Genomic DNA, 18,695 nt, shown 5'->3' with positions numbered 1-18,695 from the left:
GAGTTGTTTTGATTATGCACCATGTTGTCTCAGCGACCACTAATCCCGCCAAAATTCAGGCAATTCTGCAGGCTTTTGACGAGATTTTCGGCGAAGGATCCTGCCACATTGAGTCCGTATCCGTCGAGAGCGGCGTGCCGGAACAGCCCTTCGGCAGCGAGGAAACGCGCGCTGGCGCACGAAATCGCGTCGCTAATGCGCGCCTCGCCCAGCCCCATGCCGATTTCTGGGTCGCCATCGAAGCCGGAATTGACGATGGCAGTACCTTTAGCTGGGTGGTCATCGAAAGCGCCAGCCAGCGCGGAGAAGCGCGCTCAGCCACGCTGCCGTTGCCTGACGTTATTCTTGAGCAGGTTCGCGCTGGCGAAGCCCTCGGGCCGGTCATGTCGCAGTATACCGGCATCGATCAGATCGGTCGTAAAGAGGGGGCGATTGGGGTTTTCACCGGCGGCAAATTAACCCGCAGCAGCGTTTACCATCAGGCGGTCGTGCTGGCGTTAAGCCCGTTCCACAACGCTATTTATCGCTAGCCAGCAGCGTCTGCTCCAGCCACTGGCGCAGCTCAACCGGCGCCGACTTCAGGCTGTTCGACCCGCGGGTAATGGTCGCAATGCCGGCGCCGAGCTCATTTTTCAGCTCGCGCTGGCTCATCTCGCCGCGCAGCAGCTCTTCGATAATGCGCACCCGGGTTCCCAGCGCTTCGCGCTCATCAGGGGTTAGCATTAGCTGCAGCAGCGGCAAATGCAGATCCTGCGCATAGGCCTGCTGTAGCAGCGCCACAAAGCGCAGCCACTCCTGATGACGTTGTTCGGCAACGGCCGCGGAATAGGGAGATTGTTGGGTCATATCGCGCCACCATATTGAGACGGGCAGCTTACGCTGCCCGTCGAATGTACTCTTCAACGAGTACAAAGCATAACATACTTCCCGGCGATCAGTAACGCTGCCGCCACTCCGCATCGCTGAAGAGCTTATCCTGCTGTCCCATAAAGTAGCGGTAGTAGGCGTCATAGGAGAGGACATTCTTCACGTAGCCGCGGGTTTCCGAGAACGGAATACTCTCGACAAACGCCACGGCGTCGATCCGTCCGGCGCTGTTCCCCTGCCAGGTGCGTACCCGACCCGGCCCGGCGTTATAGGCCGCCGAGGCGTAGATGCGGTTATTGCCGAACTGCTGGTAAACGTACTGCAGATAGCTGGTGCCGATGTTGATGTTGGTTTCCGGATCCAATAGCTGCGACGGGCCGCTGTAGCCGGGAATGCGGAACATGCTGACGGTATGCGTCGCGGTGCCCGGCATAATCTGCATCAGCCCGCTGGCGCCGACCGGCGAGCGCACTTTCGGGTTCCAGGCGCTCTCCTGGCGGGCAATGGCCATCGCGTAGCTCTGCGGAATATCTTTACCGCTGATATAGCGGGCAAACAGATCGTTATAGGCCAGCGGGAAGCGCTCCTCCAGCTGATCCCACAGCTTGCCGGCGATCGTCGCCTGCACGCTCAGATCCCACCAGTGCTGATCGAAGGCATAGCGCGCCAGCTGCGCCTGCTGAGATTTCGTGCGGCTGGTGACCAGATTCGCCCATTCGGTGCGCGCGGTGTTATCCATATTCCAGTACATCAGCTCGCGTACCCGGGCCATCTCCGGACCGGAAGCCAGCGCCGGATCGAGCGTGCCAGTCGCTTTATCGATGCGGAAGGTATACTCCTCGCCGAGACGCTGTGCGGCGACCATCGGGTAGAAACCGCGCTGCTGCATCAACGACCGGAGGATCGCCTGCGCCTCCTCGTCCCTGCCGCGCTCCAGCAACAGATCCGCCTGCCAGTAGCGCCATTCGTCTTTCTCTTTCGCCTCCATCGGCAGGCGCGCCAGCCAGGTATTCAGGCCATGGCGATCGCCCGTCCCCAGCGCCATCCGCACCCGCCGCTCCACCAGCGGCGTGGACTGCGATCGCATAATCGCATCGTCGCGCCAGATGGCCTGCTCTTCGGTCACATCGTTCCCCATCAGGCGCCAGGCGACAATATCGCGTAGCTCCTGGGTCTGATCCTCATTGAGCTGCTGGGCCTGCACCAGCGAAGGGATCATCAAACGGGCATTTTCCACATCCTGACGGGCGACGCTGGCGAAGGCGACGGCGGCCATCTGGCGGGTAAAGTCCGTCGCCCCGGTGGTGCGGGCAAAGGTCAGGACGCTGTTAGGATCGTTAGCCAGAGCGACCACGGCGCTGGCGATGCTCTGGTAATTGGCGGGCATCTGCTGGGCCAGCGATTTCACCAGCCCGATATTGCCGGCCTTCATCGCCAGGCGGATCCGTTCGAGATAAGCCAGCGGATCCTGCTGGCCGGAGTCGCGCCAGGCGCTGAACAGCGGTTCACAGGCGCCGGGCTGGTTCTTGCCCGTCAGCCAGAGGTCTTTCGCTCCGCTCCAGGCCTCCTGCGACTGCCCCACGCTCAGTTTGGCGTAGTAGTAGTTGCACTGCGCCTCGGTGCTGGTCGGCTTATCGGGACTAAACGCCAGCAAGCCGCGCCAGTCGCTGCGCCGGGCCAGTTCATTCACGAAGCGCGAACGTAATGAACGCGCGGGGGGCAGCGTCGGGTTGGCGTCAATAAAGTTTTTCACCACCAGCGCCGGCTGGTTCATCAGATCGTCGGTAATCTGCCGGTACTGCAAATAGGGATACAGGGGATAGGTGCTTAACGTGGGCATCAGCTGGTCAACCACATCCATCTGCCGGTTATCCCACGCCTGCTTAATTTGTGCGTAGCGGCTGCGCTGTTCATCCAGTGAATCCGCATGCGCCAGCTGACTCAACGCCAACAGACCAACGCTGGCAGCCAAAAGATGCCACGCCATTTTTTTGGCTTTTTCCACAAGCTCTTCCTCTTTCAGGTGCATTTTCGCAGCATCGTGCCGCTTAAAAGCCCCTGCCGGTTCGGCAGGCGGCTTTACTTATGCTAATCAGACAACGCTAAACGCGCCATGTCCTGAACATTTTTTTACGCTTCTGTGAATCCTGTCGCCTCGCTGGGATTAGCGCGCGAAAAAGGCTACACTTCGGCTTTGAACTATCTATCAAAATAGAAAGAGGCGAAGTCCAACGTGGCTCAATTCGTTTATACCATGCATCGTGTCGGCAAAGTGGTTCCGCCGAAACGTCATATTTTGAAAAATATCTCCCTCAGCTTTTTCCCTGGCGCAAAAATCGGTGTGCTCGGTCTGAACGGCGCCGGTAAATCTACCCTGCTGCGCATCATGGCCGGTATCGACACCGAGATCGAAGGTGAAGCGCGTCCGCAGCCTGGCATTAAAATCGGCTACCTGCCGCAGGAGCCGCAGCTCAACCCGGAGCACACCGTGCGCGAGTCCGTTGAAGAAGCGGTCGCCGAAGTGGTTAACGCGCTGAAGGGCCTGGACGAAGTCTATGCCAAATACGCCGAGCCGGATGCAGACTTCGATAAGCTTGCCGCACAGCAAGGCAAGTTCGAAGAAATTATCCAGGCGCACGACGGCCACAATCTGAACGTGCAGCTGGAGCGCGCGGCCGACGCCCTGCGCCTGCCGGACTGGGATGCGAAAATCGCCAATCTTTCCGGTGGTGAACGCCGCCGCGTCGCGCTGTGCCGCCTGCTGCTGGAAAAACCAGACATGCTGCTGCTCGACGAACCGACCAACCACCTGGACGCCGAGTCCGTCGCCTGGCTGGAACGCTTCCTGCACGACTTCGAAGGCACCGTGGTGGCAATTACCCACGACCGTTACTTCCTCGATAACGTCGCCGGTTGGATCCTCGAACTTGACCGCGGCGAAGGTATTCCGTGGGAAGGCAACTACTCCTCCTGGCTGGAGCAGAAAGATCAGCGTCTGGCGCAGGAAGCCTCTCAGGAAGCCGCGCGTCGCAAATCCATCGAGAAAGAGCTCGAGTGGGTTCGCCAGGGCGCGAAAGGCCGTCAGTCCAAGGGCAAAGCCCGTCTGGCGCGCTTTGAAGAGCTCAACAACGTTGAATACCAGAAACGTAACGAGACCAACGAACTGTTCATTCCGCCAGGCGCGCGTCTGGGCGATAAAGTTCTGGAAGTCAGCAACTTGCGTAAATCCTACGGCGACCGCGTGCTGATCGACGATCTGAGCTTCTCGGTACCGAAGGGCGCTATCGTCGGCATCATCGGCCCGAACGGCGCGGGTAAATCAACGCTGTTCCGCATGATGTCCGGCCAGGAACAGCCAGATTCCGGCACCATCACCCTGGGCGAAACCGTTAAGCTGGCCTCCGTCGATCAGTTCCGCGACGCGATGGACAACAGCAAGACCGTGTGGGAAGAGGTCTCCGGTGGTCTGGATATCATGAAGATCGGCAACACCGAGATGCCGAGCCGCGCCTACGTGGGCCGCTTTAACTTCAAAGGCGTAGACCAGGGCAAACGCGTTGGCGAACTGTCCGGCGGTGAACGCGGTCGTCTGCACCTGGCGAAGCTGCTGCAGGTTGGCGGTAACGTACTGCTGCTCGATGAACCGACCAACGACCTGGATATCGAAACCCTGCGCGCGCTGGAAAACGCCCTGCTGGAGTTCCCGGGCTGCGCGATGGTTATCTCGCACGACCGTTGGTTCCTTGACCGTATCGCCACCCACATTCTGGATTACCAGGATGAAGGTAAGGTGGAGTTCTTTGAAGGTAACTTTACCGAGTACGAAGAGTACAAGAAACGCACCCTCGGCGCCGACGCGCTGGAGCCGAAGCGAATCAAGTACAAACGTATCTCAAAATAAAATGCAAAAAGGCAACGCAAGTTGCCTTTTTTAATGTTTGCTCCCTCTCCCACCGGGAGAGGGCCGGGGTGAGGGCATCAGCCCGCAGAGGATCTACCCCTGCTCCCCCATCAGCTGCTTCACCAGCTCGACGCAGCGCAGGAAGCGCGTATCGTAGTCCGACTCCTTAACATGGACGAACTCGATCTCATTCTCTTTCAGCAGCGACACCAGCAGCGACTGAAACTCTTTACGATCCACCGAACTCCCAAGGCTGCGTAACCCATCGGCCACCCACGGGGTATTGTTCTCCAGCAGGATCACCAGGTCGAAGCGGTATTCATCAATCAGCGCCTGCACGAACGGGTGCTCTCGCCCTTCGTACTTCAGGCAGAACGCCTGAGTGCTGACGAAGTCGGTATCGATAAACGCCACCTTGTTGGCATATTTCACTGCGAAATCAATATACTGGGCGTGCCCGAGGGCTATTTTATCGTAATCCGAATACTGGAGCGCCATCTCATCGCCGCCGAGATGCGAAAAGACATAATCCCGGCCATATTCCCAGGCGCTGGTGGTATTGAAGATATTGGCGAGCTTATTAACCAGCGTTGATTTCCCGCTCGACTCGCCGCCTAGGATCGCCACCGTCCGCACAAAGAACGGTTTCACTTCCGTCGGAATATATTCCCAGTAACGGAACGGGTTCTCGCGGATCTGGCCGCCGCTAATATTCATAAAGGTCCGCTTAGGATCGATAAGCACCGTCTCGATCCCCAGATGCTCAAGGTACTGCGGCGCATCGGCCTCTTCCGAGGTATAGATCCGGTTCGGCTCGATCCCTTTTTCGCTCATAAAAGCGCGGATACCATGACTCCACACATCCCAGCCGTGCGGATAGGGTTCCATCCCCTCTTCATTGAAGGCGTGGATGCGAATATTCTTCTGATATTTAAAAGTTTGTAGCAGCCAGCGCAGGCGGTCAGGCACCGTCGGCTGCTGCGACATGGCGCTCTCTTCAAACAGCTCGCGGTCGCGAGTGTCGTCATAGCCCATGATGATATGCAGCTCATCGACCTGGCTACAGGCGCGTTGAATCAAATAGATGTGCCCGGTATGCAGCGGGTAAAATTTACCAAACACCACGCCGACGCTTTTCTGTCGGCGGGGAAACTCCAGCCCGAGGAAACGATGCAGCGCTTCTAGCTTCTGCGCGCTCGGGCTTTTGATTTTGGCATTCAACAGTTGGCTGAGATACCCTTTGGTCATCCCGCTGGCTTCCGCCACCTGCTGCAGGGTACAGCCTTTCTGCTTTATGGCGCTTTTTAAATAGTCAAATGACGACATCGCTAATCTCCTTTTAACTTATTATAAGTCGTCAAAAACGCTTAGCGCGTCTGAAAGCTTTTTCACACCAAAGATTTGCATGCCTTCCGGCACTTTTTTCGGCACATTGGCCGCCGGGACGATGGCGCGGCGGAAGCCATGCTTCGCCGCTTCGGAGATACGCTCCTGTCCGCTCGGCACCGGGCGAATTTCGCCAGCCAACCCCACTTCGCCAAAGACCACCAGGTCCTGCGGCAGCGGGCGATCGCGCAAGCTGGAGACCATCGCCAGCAGCAGCGCCAGATCGGCGCTGGTTTCCGTGACCTTCACCCCACCGACCACGTTGACGAAAACGTCCTGATCGGCCATCTGCAGGCCGCCGTGGCGATGCAGCACCGCCAGCAGGATCGCCAGACGGTTCTGTTCCAGCCCCACCGCCACGCGGCGCGGGTTGGACATCATCGAGTGATCCACCAGCGCCTGGATCTCCACCAGCAGCGGGCGGGTCCCTTCCCAGACCACCATCACCGAGCTGCCGGAGGTGATTTCATCGCCCCGGCTGAGGAAGATAGCGGATGGGTTGCTCACTTCGCGCAGCCCCTGCTCGGTCATGGCGAAGACGCCCAGCTCGTTCACCGCGCCAAAGCGGTTTTTGTGGCTGCGCAGAGTGCGGAAGCGGGAGTCGGCATCGCCGTCCAGCAGCACCGAGCAGTCAATACAGTGCTCCAGCACCTTCGGGCCGGCCAGCGAACCGTCTTTGGTGACGTGGCCGACCATGACGATCGCCACGCCGCGTGTTTTGGCAAAGCGCGTCAGATAGGCCGCCGTTTCACGTACCTGGGCGACGCTGCCCGGCGACGACTGCACGTCGGCCATATGCATCACCTGGATAGAGTCGATCACCATCAGCTGCGGTTTTTCTTCCTCGGCAATCTGACAAATCTGCTCAATGCTGGTTTCCGACAGCATGTTCAGGTTCGCCGTCGGCAGCCCAAGGCGATGGGCGCGCATCGCCACCTGCTGAAGGGACTCCTCCCCGGTGACGTACAGCGTTTTCATCCCTTCCGCCAGCTTGCACAACGTCTGCAGCAGCAGCGTCGATTTCCCCGCGCCGGGGTTACCGCCAATCAGGATCGCGCTGCCCGGTACCACGCCGCCGCCGAGTACGCGGTCGAACTCTTTAAAACCGGTGGAGAAACGCGGCAGCGCTTCCAGGCTGATGTCTGACAGCTTCTGCACCTTCGAGACGCCGGCGTGACCGGCGTAGCCTGACAAACGCTCGTTTCTCGCCACCTGCGGCGACGCGGCGATGCGCATCTCGGTGATGGTATTCCAGGCATGGCAGGCGCTGCACTGCCCCTGCCAGCGCGGGTAATCCGCACCACATTCATTACAGACAAATGCGCGTTTTGGAGCTTTCGCCACGTTTACCTCTTACTTTTGGTTCATGCTGCCCGAGAGAATACAGAATACCCCCATCAGGTCAGCGTGGCGGATAGTCACTTCCGCCTGTTCATTCACTTTAGGCTTAGCATGATATGCGATGCCAAGCCCGGCAGCCTTAATCATCGGCAGGTCGTTGGCGCCATCACCGATGGCCACGGTCTGCGCCGTTGGGATCGCATACTTTTCCGCCAGCTTGCGCAGCGTATTGGCTTTGTATTTGGCATCGACGATATCGCCGAGCACGTTGCCGGTGAGCTTGCCGTCGCGGATCTCCAGTTCGTTGGCGAACACCGCGTCGAGATGCAGCTTATCGCGCAGATACTCGGCGAAGAAGGTGAAGCCGCCGGAGGCGATCGCCACCTTCCAGCCCAGCGTTTCCAGCTTGAGCACCAGCTGCGCCAGGCCCGGCATCAGCGGCAGCGCGTCGCGAACCTGCAGCAGAATGCTGGCATCGGCGTCTTTCAGCGTCGCCACGCGCTGGCGCAGGCTGGCGGTAAAGTCCAGCTCCCCGCGCATCGCCCGCTCGGTCACTTCCGACACCAGCTCGCCGGTGCCGGCCAGTTTCGCGATCTCATCGATGCATTCGATCTGGATCGCCGTGGAGTCCATATCCATCACCAGCAGTCCCGGGGTGCGCAGATGAGGGATTTTACCCAATGGCGCGACGTCCAGCCCCGCCTCATGCGCCAGTCGCGTCGCACGGGGGGTCAGCGAACCGGCCAGGCGGATCACCTGGTAATCCTCGACCACCCAGGAGGCGACGATCACTAACGCGGCGCCCAGCTCACGCTGCCAGTCCGTCAGACGGCGTTTATCCAGCCCACGCCCGTACAGCAGCCAGCCGCTGCGCCCGGCGTGATAATCCAGCGGCATGACCTCGTCACCGCTCAGGGAAAGCGGCAACCCAGGCCACAGGGAAACGTCTTCAGGCAGGTCGCACCAGGTCAAACTGTTAGGCATTACGGCTCCACATCTCTTCATTCAGGCGAGGAAAATAACGCATGAGGCTACCTTGTAACCAGCGCTTCTGGCAACATTAAGCTGCAAATTTTCAAAGGTGGAATATGGTTCGCGCAAAACTGAAATTCCGGCTGCATCGTGCGGTCATTGTCCTTATCTGTCTCGCCCTGCTCGTCGCGCTGATGCAGGGCGCCTCGTGGTTCAGTCAGAACAGTCAGAAACAACGCAATCCGCAGCTGGAAGAGCTGGCCCGCACGCTGGCGCAGCAGGTGGTGCTGAATCTCGCGCCGCTGATGCGCAGCGAGACGCCGGACGAAAAGCGCATCAATCAGCTGTTGACGCAGCTCACCCACAACAGCCGCGTACTGGACGCCGGGGTATATGACGACCAGGGCGACCTGGTGGCGCGCTCTGGCGAAAGCGTCGAGGTTCGCGACCGGCTGGCGCTGGATGGTAAGAAAGCCGGCGGCTACTTTAACCAGCAGATTGTCGAGCCGGTGCCGGGAAAAAACGGTCCGTTGGGCTACCTGCGTCTGACCCTCGATACCCATACGCTGGCGACCGAGGCGAAGCAGGTGGATAATACCACCAATATCTTACGCCTGATGCTGTTGCTGTCCCTGGCCATCGGCGTGGTACTGACCCGCACGCTGCTGCAGGGCAAACGCACCCGCTGGCAGCAATCGCCCTTCCTGCTCACCGCCAACAAGCCGGTTGAGGATGAAGACGATGAAAAGAAAGGAAATCTATAATGTCCACACTGCGCCTCCTGCTTTCTGACTCTTACGACCCGTGGTTCAACCTGGCGGTCGAGGAGTGCATTTTCCGCCAGATGCCCGCCACCCAGCGGGTGCTGTTCCTGTGGCGCAATGCCGATACCGTGGTCATCGGCCGCGCGCAGAACCCGTGGAAGGAGTGTAATACCCGCCGCATGGAGGAAGATCATGTGCGGCTGGCCCGTCGCAGCAGCGGCGGCGGCGCGGTGTTCCACGACCTCGGCAATACCTGCTTTACCTTTATGGCAGGCAAACCGGAGTACGACAAAACCGTCTCCACCGCTATTGTGCTGGCGGCGCTCAATTCACTGGGCGTAACCGCCGACGCCTCCGGGCGCAACGATCTGGTGGTCAAAACCGACAGCGGCGACCGCAAAGTCTCCGGCTCCGCCTATCGTGAAACCATGGACCGCGGTTTTCACCACGGCACCCTGCTGCTCAACGCCGATCTAAGCCGTCTCGCCAACTACCTCAACCCGGACCAGAAAAAGCTGCAGGCTAAAGGCATTACCTCGGTGCGCGGGCGGGTGGCGAACCTGGTTGAGCTGCTGCCGGGCATTACCCATCAGCAAGTTTGCGAGGCGATCCAGGAGGCGTTCTTCAGCCATTACGGCGAACGGGTAGACGCCGAGGTGATCTCCCCGGACAACACGCCGGACCTGCCGAACTTTGCCGGCACTTTCGCACGCCAGAGCAGCTGGGAGTGGAACTTCGGCCAGGCGCCTGCCTTTTCCCACCTGCTGGACGAGCGTTTCCCCTGGGGCGGCGTCGAGCTGCATTTTGACGTTGAGAAGGGCCATATCACCCGCGCGCAGGCCTTTACCGATAGCCTGAATCCGGCGCCGCTGGAGGCGCTGGCGGAACGCTTAATCGGCTGTCAGTATCGGGCTGAGGTTTTGCAGCAGCAGTGTGAGGCGCTGATGGAGGACTTCCCGGAGCAGGAAGCGGAACTCAAAGCGCTGTCGGTGTGGATTGCCGGCGCGGTACGTTAAAAAAAGCCCGCTGGCGTAGCGCTTAGCGGGCCTGGAAAACCGCAGGCCGGGTCAGGCGAAGCCGCCGCCCGGCACAACAGCTTTTACTCTTTATCGCCCAGCAGCACGGATTCCAGCGCGATTTTAATCATGTCGTTGAACGTGGTCTGACGCTCCGCGGCAGTGGTCTGCTCGTGGGTACGAATATGGTCAGACACGGTGCAGATGGTCAGCGCTTTCGCCCCGAATTCCGCCGCCACGCCGTAGATACCCGCCGCTTCCATTTCCACGCCCAGGATGCCGTATTTTTCCATCACGTCGAACATGGACGGGTCCGGGGTATAGAACAGGTCTGCAGAGAAGATGTTGCCGACGCGCGCGTCAACGCCCAGCGCTTTCGCCGCGTCTACCGCGTTACGCACCATGCCGAAATCGGCAATCGCCGCGAAGTCGTGGTCTTTAAAACGCAGACGGTTCACTTTGGAGTCGGTGCAGGCGCCCATACCGATCACCACGTCGCGCAGTTTGACGTCTTCGCGCACCGCGCCGCAGGAGCCGACGCGGATGATTTTCTTGACGCCGAAATCGGTGATCAGCTCTTTGGTGTAGATAGAGCAGGACGGAATACCCATCCCGTGGCCCATGACGGAGATTTTGCGGCCTTTATAGGTGCCGGTGAAGCCCAGCATGCCGCGCACGTTGTTCACTTCACGCACGTCTTCGAGAAAGGTTTCTGCAATGTGCTTGGCGCGCAGCGGGTCGCCCGGCATCAAGACTACGTCAGCGAAATCGCCCATTTCTGCGTTAATGTGAGGAGTTGCCATCTTCAGTTCCTTTTACATTGTTGTTTTTGCCGGGCGGCGGCTACGCCTGACCCGGCCGACAAAACCGTAGGCCCGGATCGCTGAGCGCCACCGGGCAATTGCATCACAGCATGTTTTTACCGTACGCCATTGGCGAGGTACCAAAGTATGTCGCCAGCGTCTGGCCGATGTCCGCGAAAGTTTCGCGGTGGCCTAACGATCCTGGTTTCACTTTCGGGCCGTACACCAGCACCGGAATATGCTCGCGGGTGTGGTCGGTACCGGTCCAGGTCGGGTCGCAGCCGTGGTCGGCGGTGAGGATCAGGATGTCGTCTTCCCCTACCAGCTCCATCAGCTCCGGCAGACGGCGGTCGAACAGTTCCAGACCCGCCGCGTAGCCGGCGACATCGCGACGGTGGCCCCAGGAGGAGTCAAAGTCGACGAAGTTGGTGAAGACGATAGTCTCGTCGCCGGCTTCCTTCATCTCTTTGATGGTCGCGTCGAACAGCGCGTCCAGACCGGTGGCTTTCACTTTTTTGGTGATGCCGCAGTTTGCGTAGATGTCCGCTATCTTACCGACAGACACCACGTGGCCGTTCTTCTCGTCAACCAGCTTCTGCAGCACGGTCGGCGCCGGCGGTTCGACCGCCAGATCGTGACGGTTGCCGGTACGCTGGAAGTTACCGGCTTTATCGCCGATAAACGGACGAGCGATGACGCGGCCAATGTTGTAGCCGCCTTCGGTCAGCTCTTCACGGGCGATTTCGCACAGCTCATACAACTTGTCGAGGCCAAAGGTCTCTTCGTGACAGGCGATCTGGAACACGGAGTCAGCGGAGGTATAGAAAATCGGTTTCCCGGTTTTCATATGCTCTTCGCCGAGCTGATCGAGGATCACCGTCCCGGAAGAGTGGCAGTTGCCGAGGTAGCCCGGCAGGTTGGCGCGTTTCACCAGCTTATCCAGCAGCTCCTGCGGGAAGCTGTTTTCATGATCGCTGAAGTAGCCCCAGTCAAACAGCACCGGCACGCCGGCGATTTCCCAGTGGCCGGACGGCGTATCTTTACCAGAAGAGAGTTCATGCGCCCAGGCCCAGGCGCCAATCACTTCGGCATTGCCATCCATTCCGGCGGCAATTTTACCGGTAGAGCCTTCATGCGCTTTCACCAACCCCAGACGGGTCAGGTTCGGTAAATTCAGCGGGCCTTTGCGGCCGTGGTCAGCCTCGCCTTTGGCGCAGGCTTCCGCAATGTGGCCCAGGGTATCGGCGCCGACGTCGCCAAAGCGGTCTGCGTCTTCCGTTGCGCCAATCCCAAAGGAGTCCAGCACCATGATAAATGCACGTTTCATCTTGTTCTCCATACATCTTGCGCTGCAAAAAAGCGATCAGATCAGTATATCGCTATTCGGTGATACGGCGATAGACTGTCGGTGTAATTTCCGGAGCTTTATCGTCCAGTTTAATGGCCGCTTTGACCGCTTTCGCGGCCTCCTGCCAGCTGTTCTCGTCTTTGGCATGGATCACCGCCAGCGGACGCTGTCCGTCCACGCGGTCACCCAGACGCGCCATCTCGGTAAAGCCAACGCTATAGTCAATGGTGTCTGATGCCTGACGGCGGCCGCCGCCCATAGAAACCACTGCCATACCCAGCGCGCGTGTATCCATCGCGCTGACAAAACCTTCGGTATCAGCATAGACTGCTTTGCTCAGCATCGCCGTCGGCAGATAATGATCATAATTCTCGACAAAGTCGCTCGGTCCTTTCTGCGCCGCGACCATACGGCCAAAGACTTCCGCCGCTTTACCGTTATCCAGTACCGCCTGCAGCTTCGCGCGCGCGTCGGCATCGTCCGCCGCCAGCTTGCCGGAAATCAGCATCTCTACACACAGCGCCATCGTCACGTCGAACAGACGCGGGTTGCGGTATTCGCCGGTCAGGAACTGGACCGCTTCGCGAACTTCAACGGCGTTCCCGGCGCTGGAGGCCAGCACCTGGTTCATATCGGTCAGCAGCGCGGTGGTGCGCACGCCGGCGCCGTTGGCGACCCCGACGATCGCTTCCGCCAGCGCGGCGGAAAGTTCATAAGTCGGCATAAACGCGCCGCTGCCGACTTTGACGTCCATCACCAGCGCATCCAGCCCTTCCGCCAGCTTCTTGGCAAGGATCGAGGCGGTGATCAGCGGGATGGAGTCCACCGTCGCGGTAATATCGCGGGTGGCATAGAAACGTTTGTCCGCCGGAGCGAGGGAGCTGGTCTGCCCGATAATCGCCACGCCGACATCTTTAATAATCTCGCGGAAGCGGTTGTCGTCCGGGAAGATATCGAAGCCCGGGATCGCTTCCAGTTTATCCAGGGTACCGCCGGTATGGCCGAGTCCGCGGCCGGAAATCATCGGCACATACCCGCCGCAGGCGGCCACCATCGGTCCCAGCATCAGCGAAGTGACATCCCCGACGCCGCCGGTGGAGTGTTTATCGACGATCGGGCCGTTAAGGTTGAGGCTTTTCCAGTCCAGAACGGTACCGGAATCCCGCATCGCCATGGTCAGCGAAACGCGCTCCGGCATAGACATATCGTGGAAGAAGATGGTCATCGCCAGCGCGGCGATCTGCCCTTCTGAGATAGTATTGTCGCGGATGCCGTTGATGAAAAAGCGGATCTCTTCATCGCTTAATGCCTGACCATCACGTTTTTTACGAATAATTTCTTGTGCGAGAAACACGGTAACCCCCATGAGGAATCGGGTGAATGGTGGCGGGTGGCGCTACGCTTACCCGCCCTACGATCCTGTAGGCCGGATAAGCGAAGCGTCATCCGGCAATGTCTGACAATCAGTAGCTGCTGGCGCTCTTGCCGTCGCCGTGACCCAGGGCTTTCAACAGGCTGGCCAGCAGGCTGGAGGCACCAAAGCGGTAGTGACGGGCATCGGCCCAGTCGGCGCCAAACAGCTCATCGGCGATCGCCAGGAACTGCTGCGCATCTTCCGCGCTGCGCACGCCGCCCGCCGGTTTGAAGCCAACGGTTTTCTCAACGCCCATATCGCGGATGACTTCCATCATGATGCGCGCGCTTTCCGGCGTAGCATTCACCGGCACTTTACCGGTCGAGGTTTTGATGAAATCGGCCCCGGCTTTGATAGAGATTTCAGACGCTTTACGGATCAGCGCTTCTTCTTTCAGCTCACCGGTTTCGATGATCACTTTCAGCAGCACGTTGGCCGCCGCGCAGGCCTCTTTACAGGCTTTCACCAGCTCGAAGCCGACCTGTTCGTTACCGGCAATCAGCGCGCGGTACGGGAACACCACGTCCACTTCATCGGCGCCGTAAGCGATCGCCGCGCGGGTTTCCGCCAGCGCAATGTCGATATCGTCATTACCGTGCGGGAAGTTGGTGACCGTAGCGATGCGGATCTCCGGCGTTCCCTGCTCGTTCAGCGTTTTACGGGCAATCGGGATGAAGCGCGGATAGATGCAGACCGCCGCGGTGTTACCCACCGGGGTTTTCGCCTGATGACACAGGGCAATCACCTTCTCATTGGTGTCGTCGTCGTTCAGGGTGGTCAGGTCCATCAGTTTTAACGCGCGCAGGCTGCTTGCTTTTAAATCAGTCATTTCATACTCCGCCGGCGCAGTGCCGGTTCAATAGTTTGTTCACCTTGCGAGTCTGTTACTATTGTAACATTCACTCGCCGCTACACTTCGACATTCATCACAGTTAATGAAAACTACTTACTAATTTGCATTACTGTAATGTGACTTTAATCACAAAATATCAACGCATACCGCGGTAATTATCCTCACGCCCCTCTTAAGCATAATCGAAACTCCGCACCCAATGAGGATGTGATAATTCTAACACACAATGACAGAGACTCTCGACACCGTGGCGCACATTTTGCCCACCCAGCCGGTGATACAATTATTATATTTTGAAATATAAGCTATTTTTCTGAAAGTCAGAAATGATGGAATTTTCACAAATTCAATAAAACCAGCGACGCGGCGGCCGCTGGTTGAGGGAACTGGCTTAGAGGGCGAGGAAAACCCCGGCGATGGTGGCGCTCATCAGGTTAGACAGCGTCCCCGCCGCCACCGCACGCAGCCCAAGCTGGGCGATATCCTGACGCCGGTTGGGCGCCATCCCCCCGAGGCCGCCAATCAGGATGGCGATCGATGACAGGTTAGCGAATCCGCACAGCGCGAAAGAGATAATGGCTTTAGTGTGATCTGAAATAACCTGCAGCCCGGCCGCCGCCACCTCGGCGTCCGCCTTCAGATACTCGCCAAAGTTCATATAGGCCACGAACTCGTTAATGATCAGCTTCTGGCCGATAAACGATCCCGCGACCGTCGCTTCGTGCCACGGCACGCCGATCACCCACGCCAGCGGTGAGAAGACCCAGCCGAGGATCATCTGCAGCGACAGCTCCGGATGGTTAAACCAGCCGCCGACGCCGGACAGAATGCCGTTCAGCAGGGCGATCAGCGCGATAAACGCCAGCAGCATCGCGCCGACATTGAGCGCCAGCTGCATACCAGACGCGGCGCCGGAGGCGGCGGCGTCCAGCACGTTGGCCGGTTTATCCGCGTCAGCGCTCTGGCGGTCATGAGCCGGGTTATCGTCCGGCGTTTCCGTTTCCGGTACGATAATTTTGGCAAACAGCAATCCACCCGGCGCCGCCATAAACGACGCGGCAATCAGGTACTCCAGCGGAACGCCCATCTGCGCATAGCCCGCCAGCACGGAACCTGCCACCGAGGCCAGGCCGCCGCACATGACCGCAAACAGCTCCGAGCGGGTCATAGTGGCGATATAAGGACGCACCACCAGCGGCGCTTCGGTCTGACCAACGAAGATGTTCGCCGTGGCCGACAGCGATTCGGTACGCGAGGTCTTCAGTACCGCCCGCAGCGCGCCGCCGAGAATGCGAATGACCAGCTGCATAATGCCCAGGTAATAAAGCACGGCAATCAGCGACGAGAAGAAGACGATCACCGGCAGCACGCGCAGGGCAAAGACAAAGCCGCCGCCGCCAAACACCTCGAACATTTTATCGGAGACCAGCCCGCCGAAGATGAAACCGATCCCTTCATTGCCATAGGCAATTACGCGGGCGACGCCGTTCGACATCGCTAACAGCGCCGAGCGCCCGGCCGGTACATACAATATCAACGCGCCGATACCCACCTGGATTATCCAGGCGCCGAGCACAGTACGCAGGTTAATGGCTTTTCGATTATTGGAGAGCAGCACAGCAATGGCCAACAGCGCCACCATGCCGATAAGTCCCATGAGGATTTGCATACAGATTCCCTGTGTTTTGATAGTCCAGCACTAACGGCGTGATTATATCGGCATGAAACTATCCTGCCTGCCAGGCTTCACACATTTTAAGCAAATCAATGATATGGATGAACAATTATGAGAATTCGATCACCATACAGTGGCTGAGGGCAGGGAAAACAAGGCGAGCGTGTTGCGCATTATCCCTTCGGCTATGGCTGCCGGCGGCTCCGACCGCAGTTCGCACAGGGCGTCAAATACCCGCGCAGCTTGCTCCGGGCGATTGGGCTGTCCCTGGAAGCCATTGAGCGGCATATCCGGGGCATCGGTCTCCAGCAGCAGGGCTGAAAGCGGCAGACGCGCCATCACCTCGCGGGTTTTGCTGGCGCGGGGATAGGTAATGGTGCCGCCAACGCCGATCTTATAGCCAAGCTGCACGAAACGCTCGGCCTGCTGCAGGCTGCCGGCGAAGCCATGTACCACCCCGGTACGCGGTAGGGCATGTTTTTTCAGCAGCATCGCCAGCTTATCGTGGGTGCGTCGGGAGTGGAGGATCACCGGCAGATCGTAACGCTTCGCCAGACGCAGCTGCGCTTCCAGCAGCGCCTGCTGACGATCGAACTGCGGCTCGTCGCGATAGAGATCGAGACCAATCTCCCCCACCGCCACCAGTTTTGGCGGGCGCTGCGCCAGCGACGCCTCCAGTTGCGCCAGCCCCTCATCGGTGTGCTGCTCGATGACAATCGGATGCAGGCCCAGCGCGGCATACAGCGCCTCGTGCTGCGCCGCCAGCGCCAGCACGCGGCTAAAACGCTCAGCGGAGATGGCCGGAACGATAATTCGCCCGACGCCGGCCTGCGCCGCACGCGCCAGGCTGGCGACCTCATCTTCCGCGAAGGGGGGAAAATCGAAGTGGCAGTGGGTATCGATAAAACGGTGCGTCACGCCAGATCCTCATGATTAAAGCTTGCGTCATTGGCCTGCGGCGCAGCGATGATGGTCGCCTGCGGCGCTTCATTGGCCACCGGCACCGGCGGCACCACCACCGGCGCAGGCCGGGCGATACGCGGCGCGTGGCGCAACAGCGGCGGCCGGTCGGCCAGCAGTTTACCCACGGTGGCCAGGAAATAACGGCCGCACTGGCGTCCGGTTTTGTAGTCCTCCAGCAGCGCCGGCAGTCGGCTGCCAAGCGCCATGCTGCGCAGCGGCCGCTGGGGATAGATTTCGAAGATCCGCAGTTTGCCGGGCGGTTTTTCGATGAACTGCTGGATGGCGCGATAGGTGGTTTCGTGATGATGCACCAGATTGACCAGCGGCTGCAGGCTGCTCTCCCCCAGCCAGCGCTCCATCCGCTTAAACCACTCCGGGGTGTAAAACATCTGCGAAGGGACAGTGCGGATCACCACGATGGTCTGAGCGCCGCGGCGGGCCGCCTCCTGTACCGGGATCGCATCGCTGACGCCGCCGTCAAGGTAGCTAACGCCGTCAAGCAACACGCCGCTGCGGTAAAACCCGGGGATGGCGCTGGAGGCGCGGATCAGATCCAGCCAGGTTTGCGGCGTCGGTGAAAAATAGCTGGCGGAGTAATCGTCGCCGCGACAGGCGCACATCCACAGCTCTTTGCCCAACGCGAACTGCGTTTCGGCATAGTTCATGGCCAGCGGCATCTGCTGCGAGGTGGCCTCCACCAGCCAGTCGAGATCGATAAGGTTGCCGCCGCGCACAAAGCGCATCGGATCGAAAAACTGGCGTGAGGTGGTGTAGCGTGTGATGACTTTGCGGGCATAGCCTTGCTGATTACACATGTAAGCGGAGAGGTTTTGCGCCCCCGCGGAGGTCCCCAGCATCAGGTCAAAGGGGTTAAATCCGGCGCGCATGAATTCGTCCAGAACCCCGGCGGTGAAAATCCCTCGCTGTCCCCCGCCTTCACACACCAGCGCCAGCTTGCCTGGTCGGAAGGGTTTAACCGCCAGCGGGGCGATATTGCCCAGCGTAACGGGAATGCGTTGCCCCACCCTGCTTTCCTGTTCGATTAGTCTTCTCCTGACAAGGTAACGCAATTTGCCCATCGCTTAAACCGCGAAAGCCAGTCCGCAGGACTGGCTTTGTGTAAGACGACGTGTCAGTAAAAACGCTCAGGCTTCAGCATCGCCCGGATTGTTGTCCCTCTACGGACGTCTGCGTCCTGTAAACAGGCTCACCAGGAACAGGATAATCCCGACGACAAAGACGATTTTCGCGGCGCCAGCGGCAGTACCCGCCAGACCACCAAAGCCCAGGGCCGCAGCAATTAATGCAATGACCAGAAAAATAATTCCCCATCGAAACATACTTTTCTCCTTACCATAATGGACGGTGAACAGCGGTTTGCGCACCCTTTCT

17 protein-coding genes are annotated in these 18,695 nt (G+C 59.3%); 4 read left to right on the top strand and 13 right to left on the bottom strand.

Annotated features, from left to right (window positions below; translation table 11 throughout):
• The first annotated feature begins 14 nt into the window (after positions 1-14).
• Entirely contained in the window at positions 15-530 is a 516-nt protein-coding gene (gene yjjX, locus MKR05_RS23450) for an inosine/xanthosine triphosphatase (RefSeq protein ID WP_032452387.1), read from the top strand.
• Here yjjX and trpR read toward each other — a convergent pair.
• Positions 517-846, bottom strand: coding sequence for a trp operon repressor (gene trpR / locus MKR05_RS23445; protein ID WP_004204213.1), 330 nt, complete (start codon positions 844-846; stop codon positions 517-519). The genes yjjX and trpR overlap by 14 nt on opposite strands.
• An 88-nt stretch (positions 847-934) precedes the next feature.
• Complete coding sequence (gene sltY, locus MKR05_RS23440; RefSeq protein ID WP_044525328.1) at positions 935-2,872, bottom strand: murein transglycosylase; 1,938 nt, start codon at positions 2,870-2,872, stop codon at positions 935-937.
• 228 nt (positions 2,873-3,100) lie between these two features.
• On the opposite strand from sltY, the gene ettA reads away from it, so the two are divergent.
• Entirely contained in the window at positions 3,101-4,768 is a 1,668-nt protein-coding gene (ettA, locus tag MKR05_RS23435) for an energy-dependent translational throttle protein EttA (RefSeq protein WP_023291900.1), read from the top strand.
• A gap of 93 nt (positions 4,769-4,861) precedes the next feature.
• Here ettA and nadR read toward each other — a convergent pair whose 3' ends face one another.
• From nadR to serB, 3 genes are read right to left on the bottom strand one after another with little or no spacing between them, the layout of a single operon-like run.
• Positions 4,862-6,094: a multifunctional transcriptional regulator/nicotinamide-nucleotide adenylyltransferase/ribosylnicotinamide kinase NadR gene (nadR, locus tag MKR05_RS23430; protein ID WP_004886547.1), complete on the bottom strand. Its 1,233-nt coding sequence runs from the start codon at positions 6,092-6,094 to the stop codon at positions 4,862-4,864.
• Positions 6,095-6,115: 21 nt separating this feature from the next.
• The gene (radA, locus tag MKR05_RS23425) at positions 6,116-7,498 is read right to left on the bottom strand and encodes a DNA repair protein RadA (RefSeq protein WP_023291899.1); all 1,383 of its coding nucleotides are present in this window, start codon (positions 7,496-7,498) and stop codon (positions 6,116-6,118) included.
• Positions 7,499-7,507: 9 nt separating this feature from the next.
• Positions 7,508-8,479 carry a phosphoserine phosphatase gene (gene serB / locus MKR05_RS23420; protein ID WP_023291898.1) on the bottom strand — a complete coding sequence of 324 codons (972 nt, stop codon included), beginning with the start codon at positions 8,477-8,479 and terminating at the stop codon, positions 7,508-7,510.
• A gap of 104 nt (positions 8,480-8,583) precedes the next feature.
• Here serB and MKR05_RS23415 point away from each other — a divergent pair, with 104 nt between their 5' ends.
• Positions 8,584-9,231: a YtjB family periplasmic protein gene (locus tag MKR05_RS23415; protein WP_023291897.1), complete on the top strand. Its 648-nt coding sequence runs from the start codon at positions 8,584-8,586 to the stop codon at positions 9,229-9,231.
• Complete coding sequence (lplA, locus tag MKR05_RS23410) at positions 9,231-10,247, top strand: lipoate--protein ligase LplA (protein ID WP_023291896.1); 1,017 nt, start codon at positions 9,231-9,233, stop codon at positions 10,245-10,247. The genes MKR05_RS23415 and lplA overlap by 1 nt, the downstream gene beginning before the upstream one ends.
• An 83-nt stretch (positions 10,248-10,330) precedes the next feature.
• Here lplA and deoD read toward each other — a convergent pair whose 3' ends face one another.
• The 8 genes from deoD to MKR05_RS23370 all read right to left on the bottom strand — a co-directional run bounded on the left by deoD (position 10,331) and on the right by MKR05_RS23370 (position 18,643).
• Entirely contained in the window at positions 10,331-11,050 is a 720-nt protein-coding gene (gene deoD / locus MKR05_RS23405; protein ID WP_002887789.1) for a purine-nucleoside phosphorylase, read from the bottom strand.
• Between the two features lie 103 nt (positions 11,051-11,153).
• Entirely contained in the window at positions 11,154-12,377 is a 1,224-nt protein-coding gene (gene deoB / locus MKR05_RS23400) for a phosphopentomutase (RefSeq protein ID WP_023291895.1), read from the bottom strand.
• 52 nt (positions 12,378-12,429) lie between these two features.
• Complete coding sequence (gene deoA, locus MKR05_RS23395) at positions 12,430-13,752, bottom strand: thymidine phosphorylase (protein WP_032429093.1); 1,323 nt, start codon at positions 13,750-13,752, stop codon at positions 12,430-12,432.
• A gap of 109 nt (positions 13,753-13,861) precedes the next feature.
• A complete protein-coding gene (deoC, locus tag MKR05_RS23390) occupies positions 13,862-14,641 on the bottom strand; it encodes a deoxyribose-phosphate aldolase (RefSeq protein ID WP_032452384.1) in 780 nt (259 codons plus the stop codon).
• 415 nt (positions 14,642-15,056) lie between these two features.
• Positions 15,057-16,334 carry a NupC/NupG family nucleoside CNT transporter gene (locus tag MKR05_RS23385; protein WP_023291892.1) on the bottom strand — a complete coding sequence of 426 codons (1,278 nt, stop codon included), beginning with the start codon at positions 16,332-16,334 and terminating at the stop codon, positions 15,057-15,059.
• Positions 16,335-16,463: 129 nt separating this feature from the next.
• Positions 16,464-17,258, bottom strand: a complete 795-nt coding sequence (locus MKR05_RS23380; RefSeq protein ID WP_032452382.1) for a metal-dependent hydrolase — start codon at positions 17,256-17,258, stop codon at positions 16,464-16,466.
• Positions 17,255-18,328 carry a patatin family protein gene (locus MKR05_RS23375; protein WP_023291890.1) on the bottom strand — a complete coding sequence of 358 codons (1,074 nt, stop codon included), beginning with the start codon at positions 18,326-18,328 and terminating at the stop codon, positions 17,255-17,257. Before MKR05_RS23375 ends, MKR05_RS23380 begins: the two co-directional genes overlap by 4 nt.
• 153 nt (positions 18,329-18,481) lie before the next feature.
• On the bottom strand, positions 18,482-18,643 hold the full coding sequence (locus MKR05_RS23370; RefSeq protein WP_002887716.1) for a DUF1328 domain-containing protein: 162 nt from the start codon (positions 18,641-18,643) through the stop codon (positions 18,482-18,484).
• Positions 18,644-18,695 lie beyond the last annotated feature (52 nt).

The organism is Klebsiella sp. K5-204 (assembly GCF_030128585.1).
GTDB classification, from domain to species: Bacteria; Pseudomonadota; Gammaproteobacteria; order Enterobacterales; family Enterobacteriaceae; genus Klebsiella; species Klebsiella quasipneumoniae.
Note: the sequence above shows the minus strand (reverse complement) of the source record. Positions and strands in the feature narration are given on the sequence as shown.

Coding starts and splice junctions, on each gene's coding strand:
- yjjX (WP_032452387.1), top strand. CDS start 15: ATGCACCATGTTGTCTCAGCGACCACTAATCCCGCCAAAATTCAGGCA.
- MKR05_RS23370 (WP_002887716.1), bottom strand. CDS start 18,643: ATGTTTCGATGGGGAATTATTTTTCTGGTCATTGCATTAATTGCTGCG.
- serB (WP_023291898.1), bottom strand. CDS start 8,479: ATGCCTAACAGTTTGACCTGGTGCGACCTGCCTGAAGACGTTTCCCTG.
- deoD (WP_002887789.1), bottom strand. CDS start 11,050: ATGGCAACTCCTCACATTAACGCAGAAATGGGCGATTTCGCTGACGTA.
- MKR05_RS23385 (WP_023291892.1), bottom strand. CDS start 16,334: ATGCAAATCCTCATGGGACTTATCGGCATGGTGGCGCTGTTGGCCATT.
- MKR05_RS23415 (WP_023291897.1), top strand. CDS start 8,584: ATGGTTCGCGCAAAACTGAAATTCCGGCTGCATCGTGCGGTCATTGTC.
- deoB (WP_023291895.1), bottom strand. CDS start 12,377: ATGAAACGTGCATTTATCATGGTGCTGGACTCCTTTGGGATTGGCGCA.
- deoC (WP_032452384.1), bottom strand. CDS start 14,641: ATGACTGATTTAAAAGCAAGCAGCCTGCGCGCGTTAAAACTGATGGAC.
- lplA (WP_023291896.1), top strand. CDS start 9,231: ATGTCCACACTGCGCCTCCTGCTTTCTGACTCTTACGACCCGTGGTTC.
- trpR (WP_004204213.1), bottom strand. CDS start 846: ATGACCCAACAATCTCCCTATTCCGCGGCCGTTGCCGAACAACGTCAT.
- nadR (WP_004886547.1), bottom strand. CDS start 6,094: ATGTCGTCATTTGACTATTTAAAAAGCGCCATAAAGCAGAAAGGCTGT.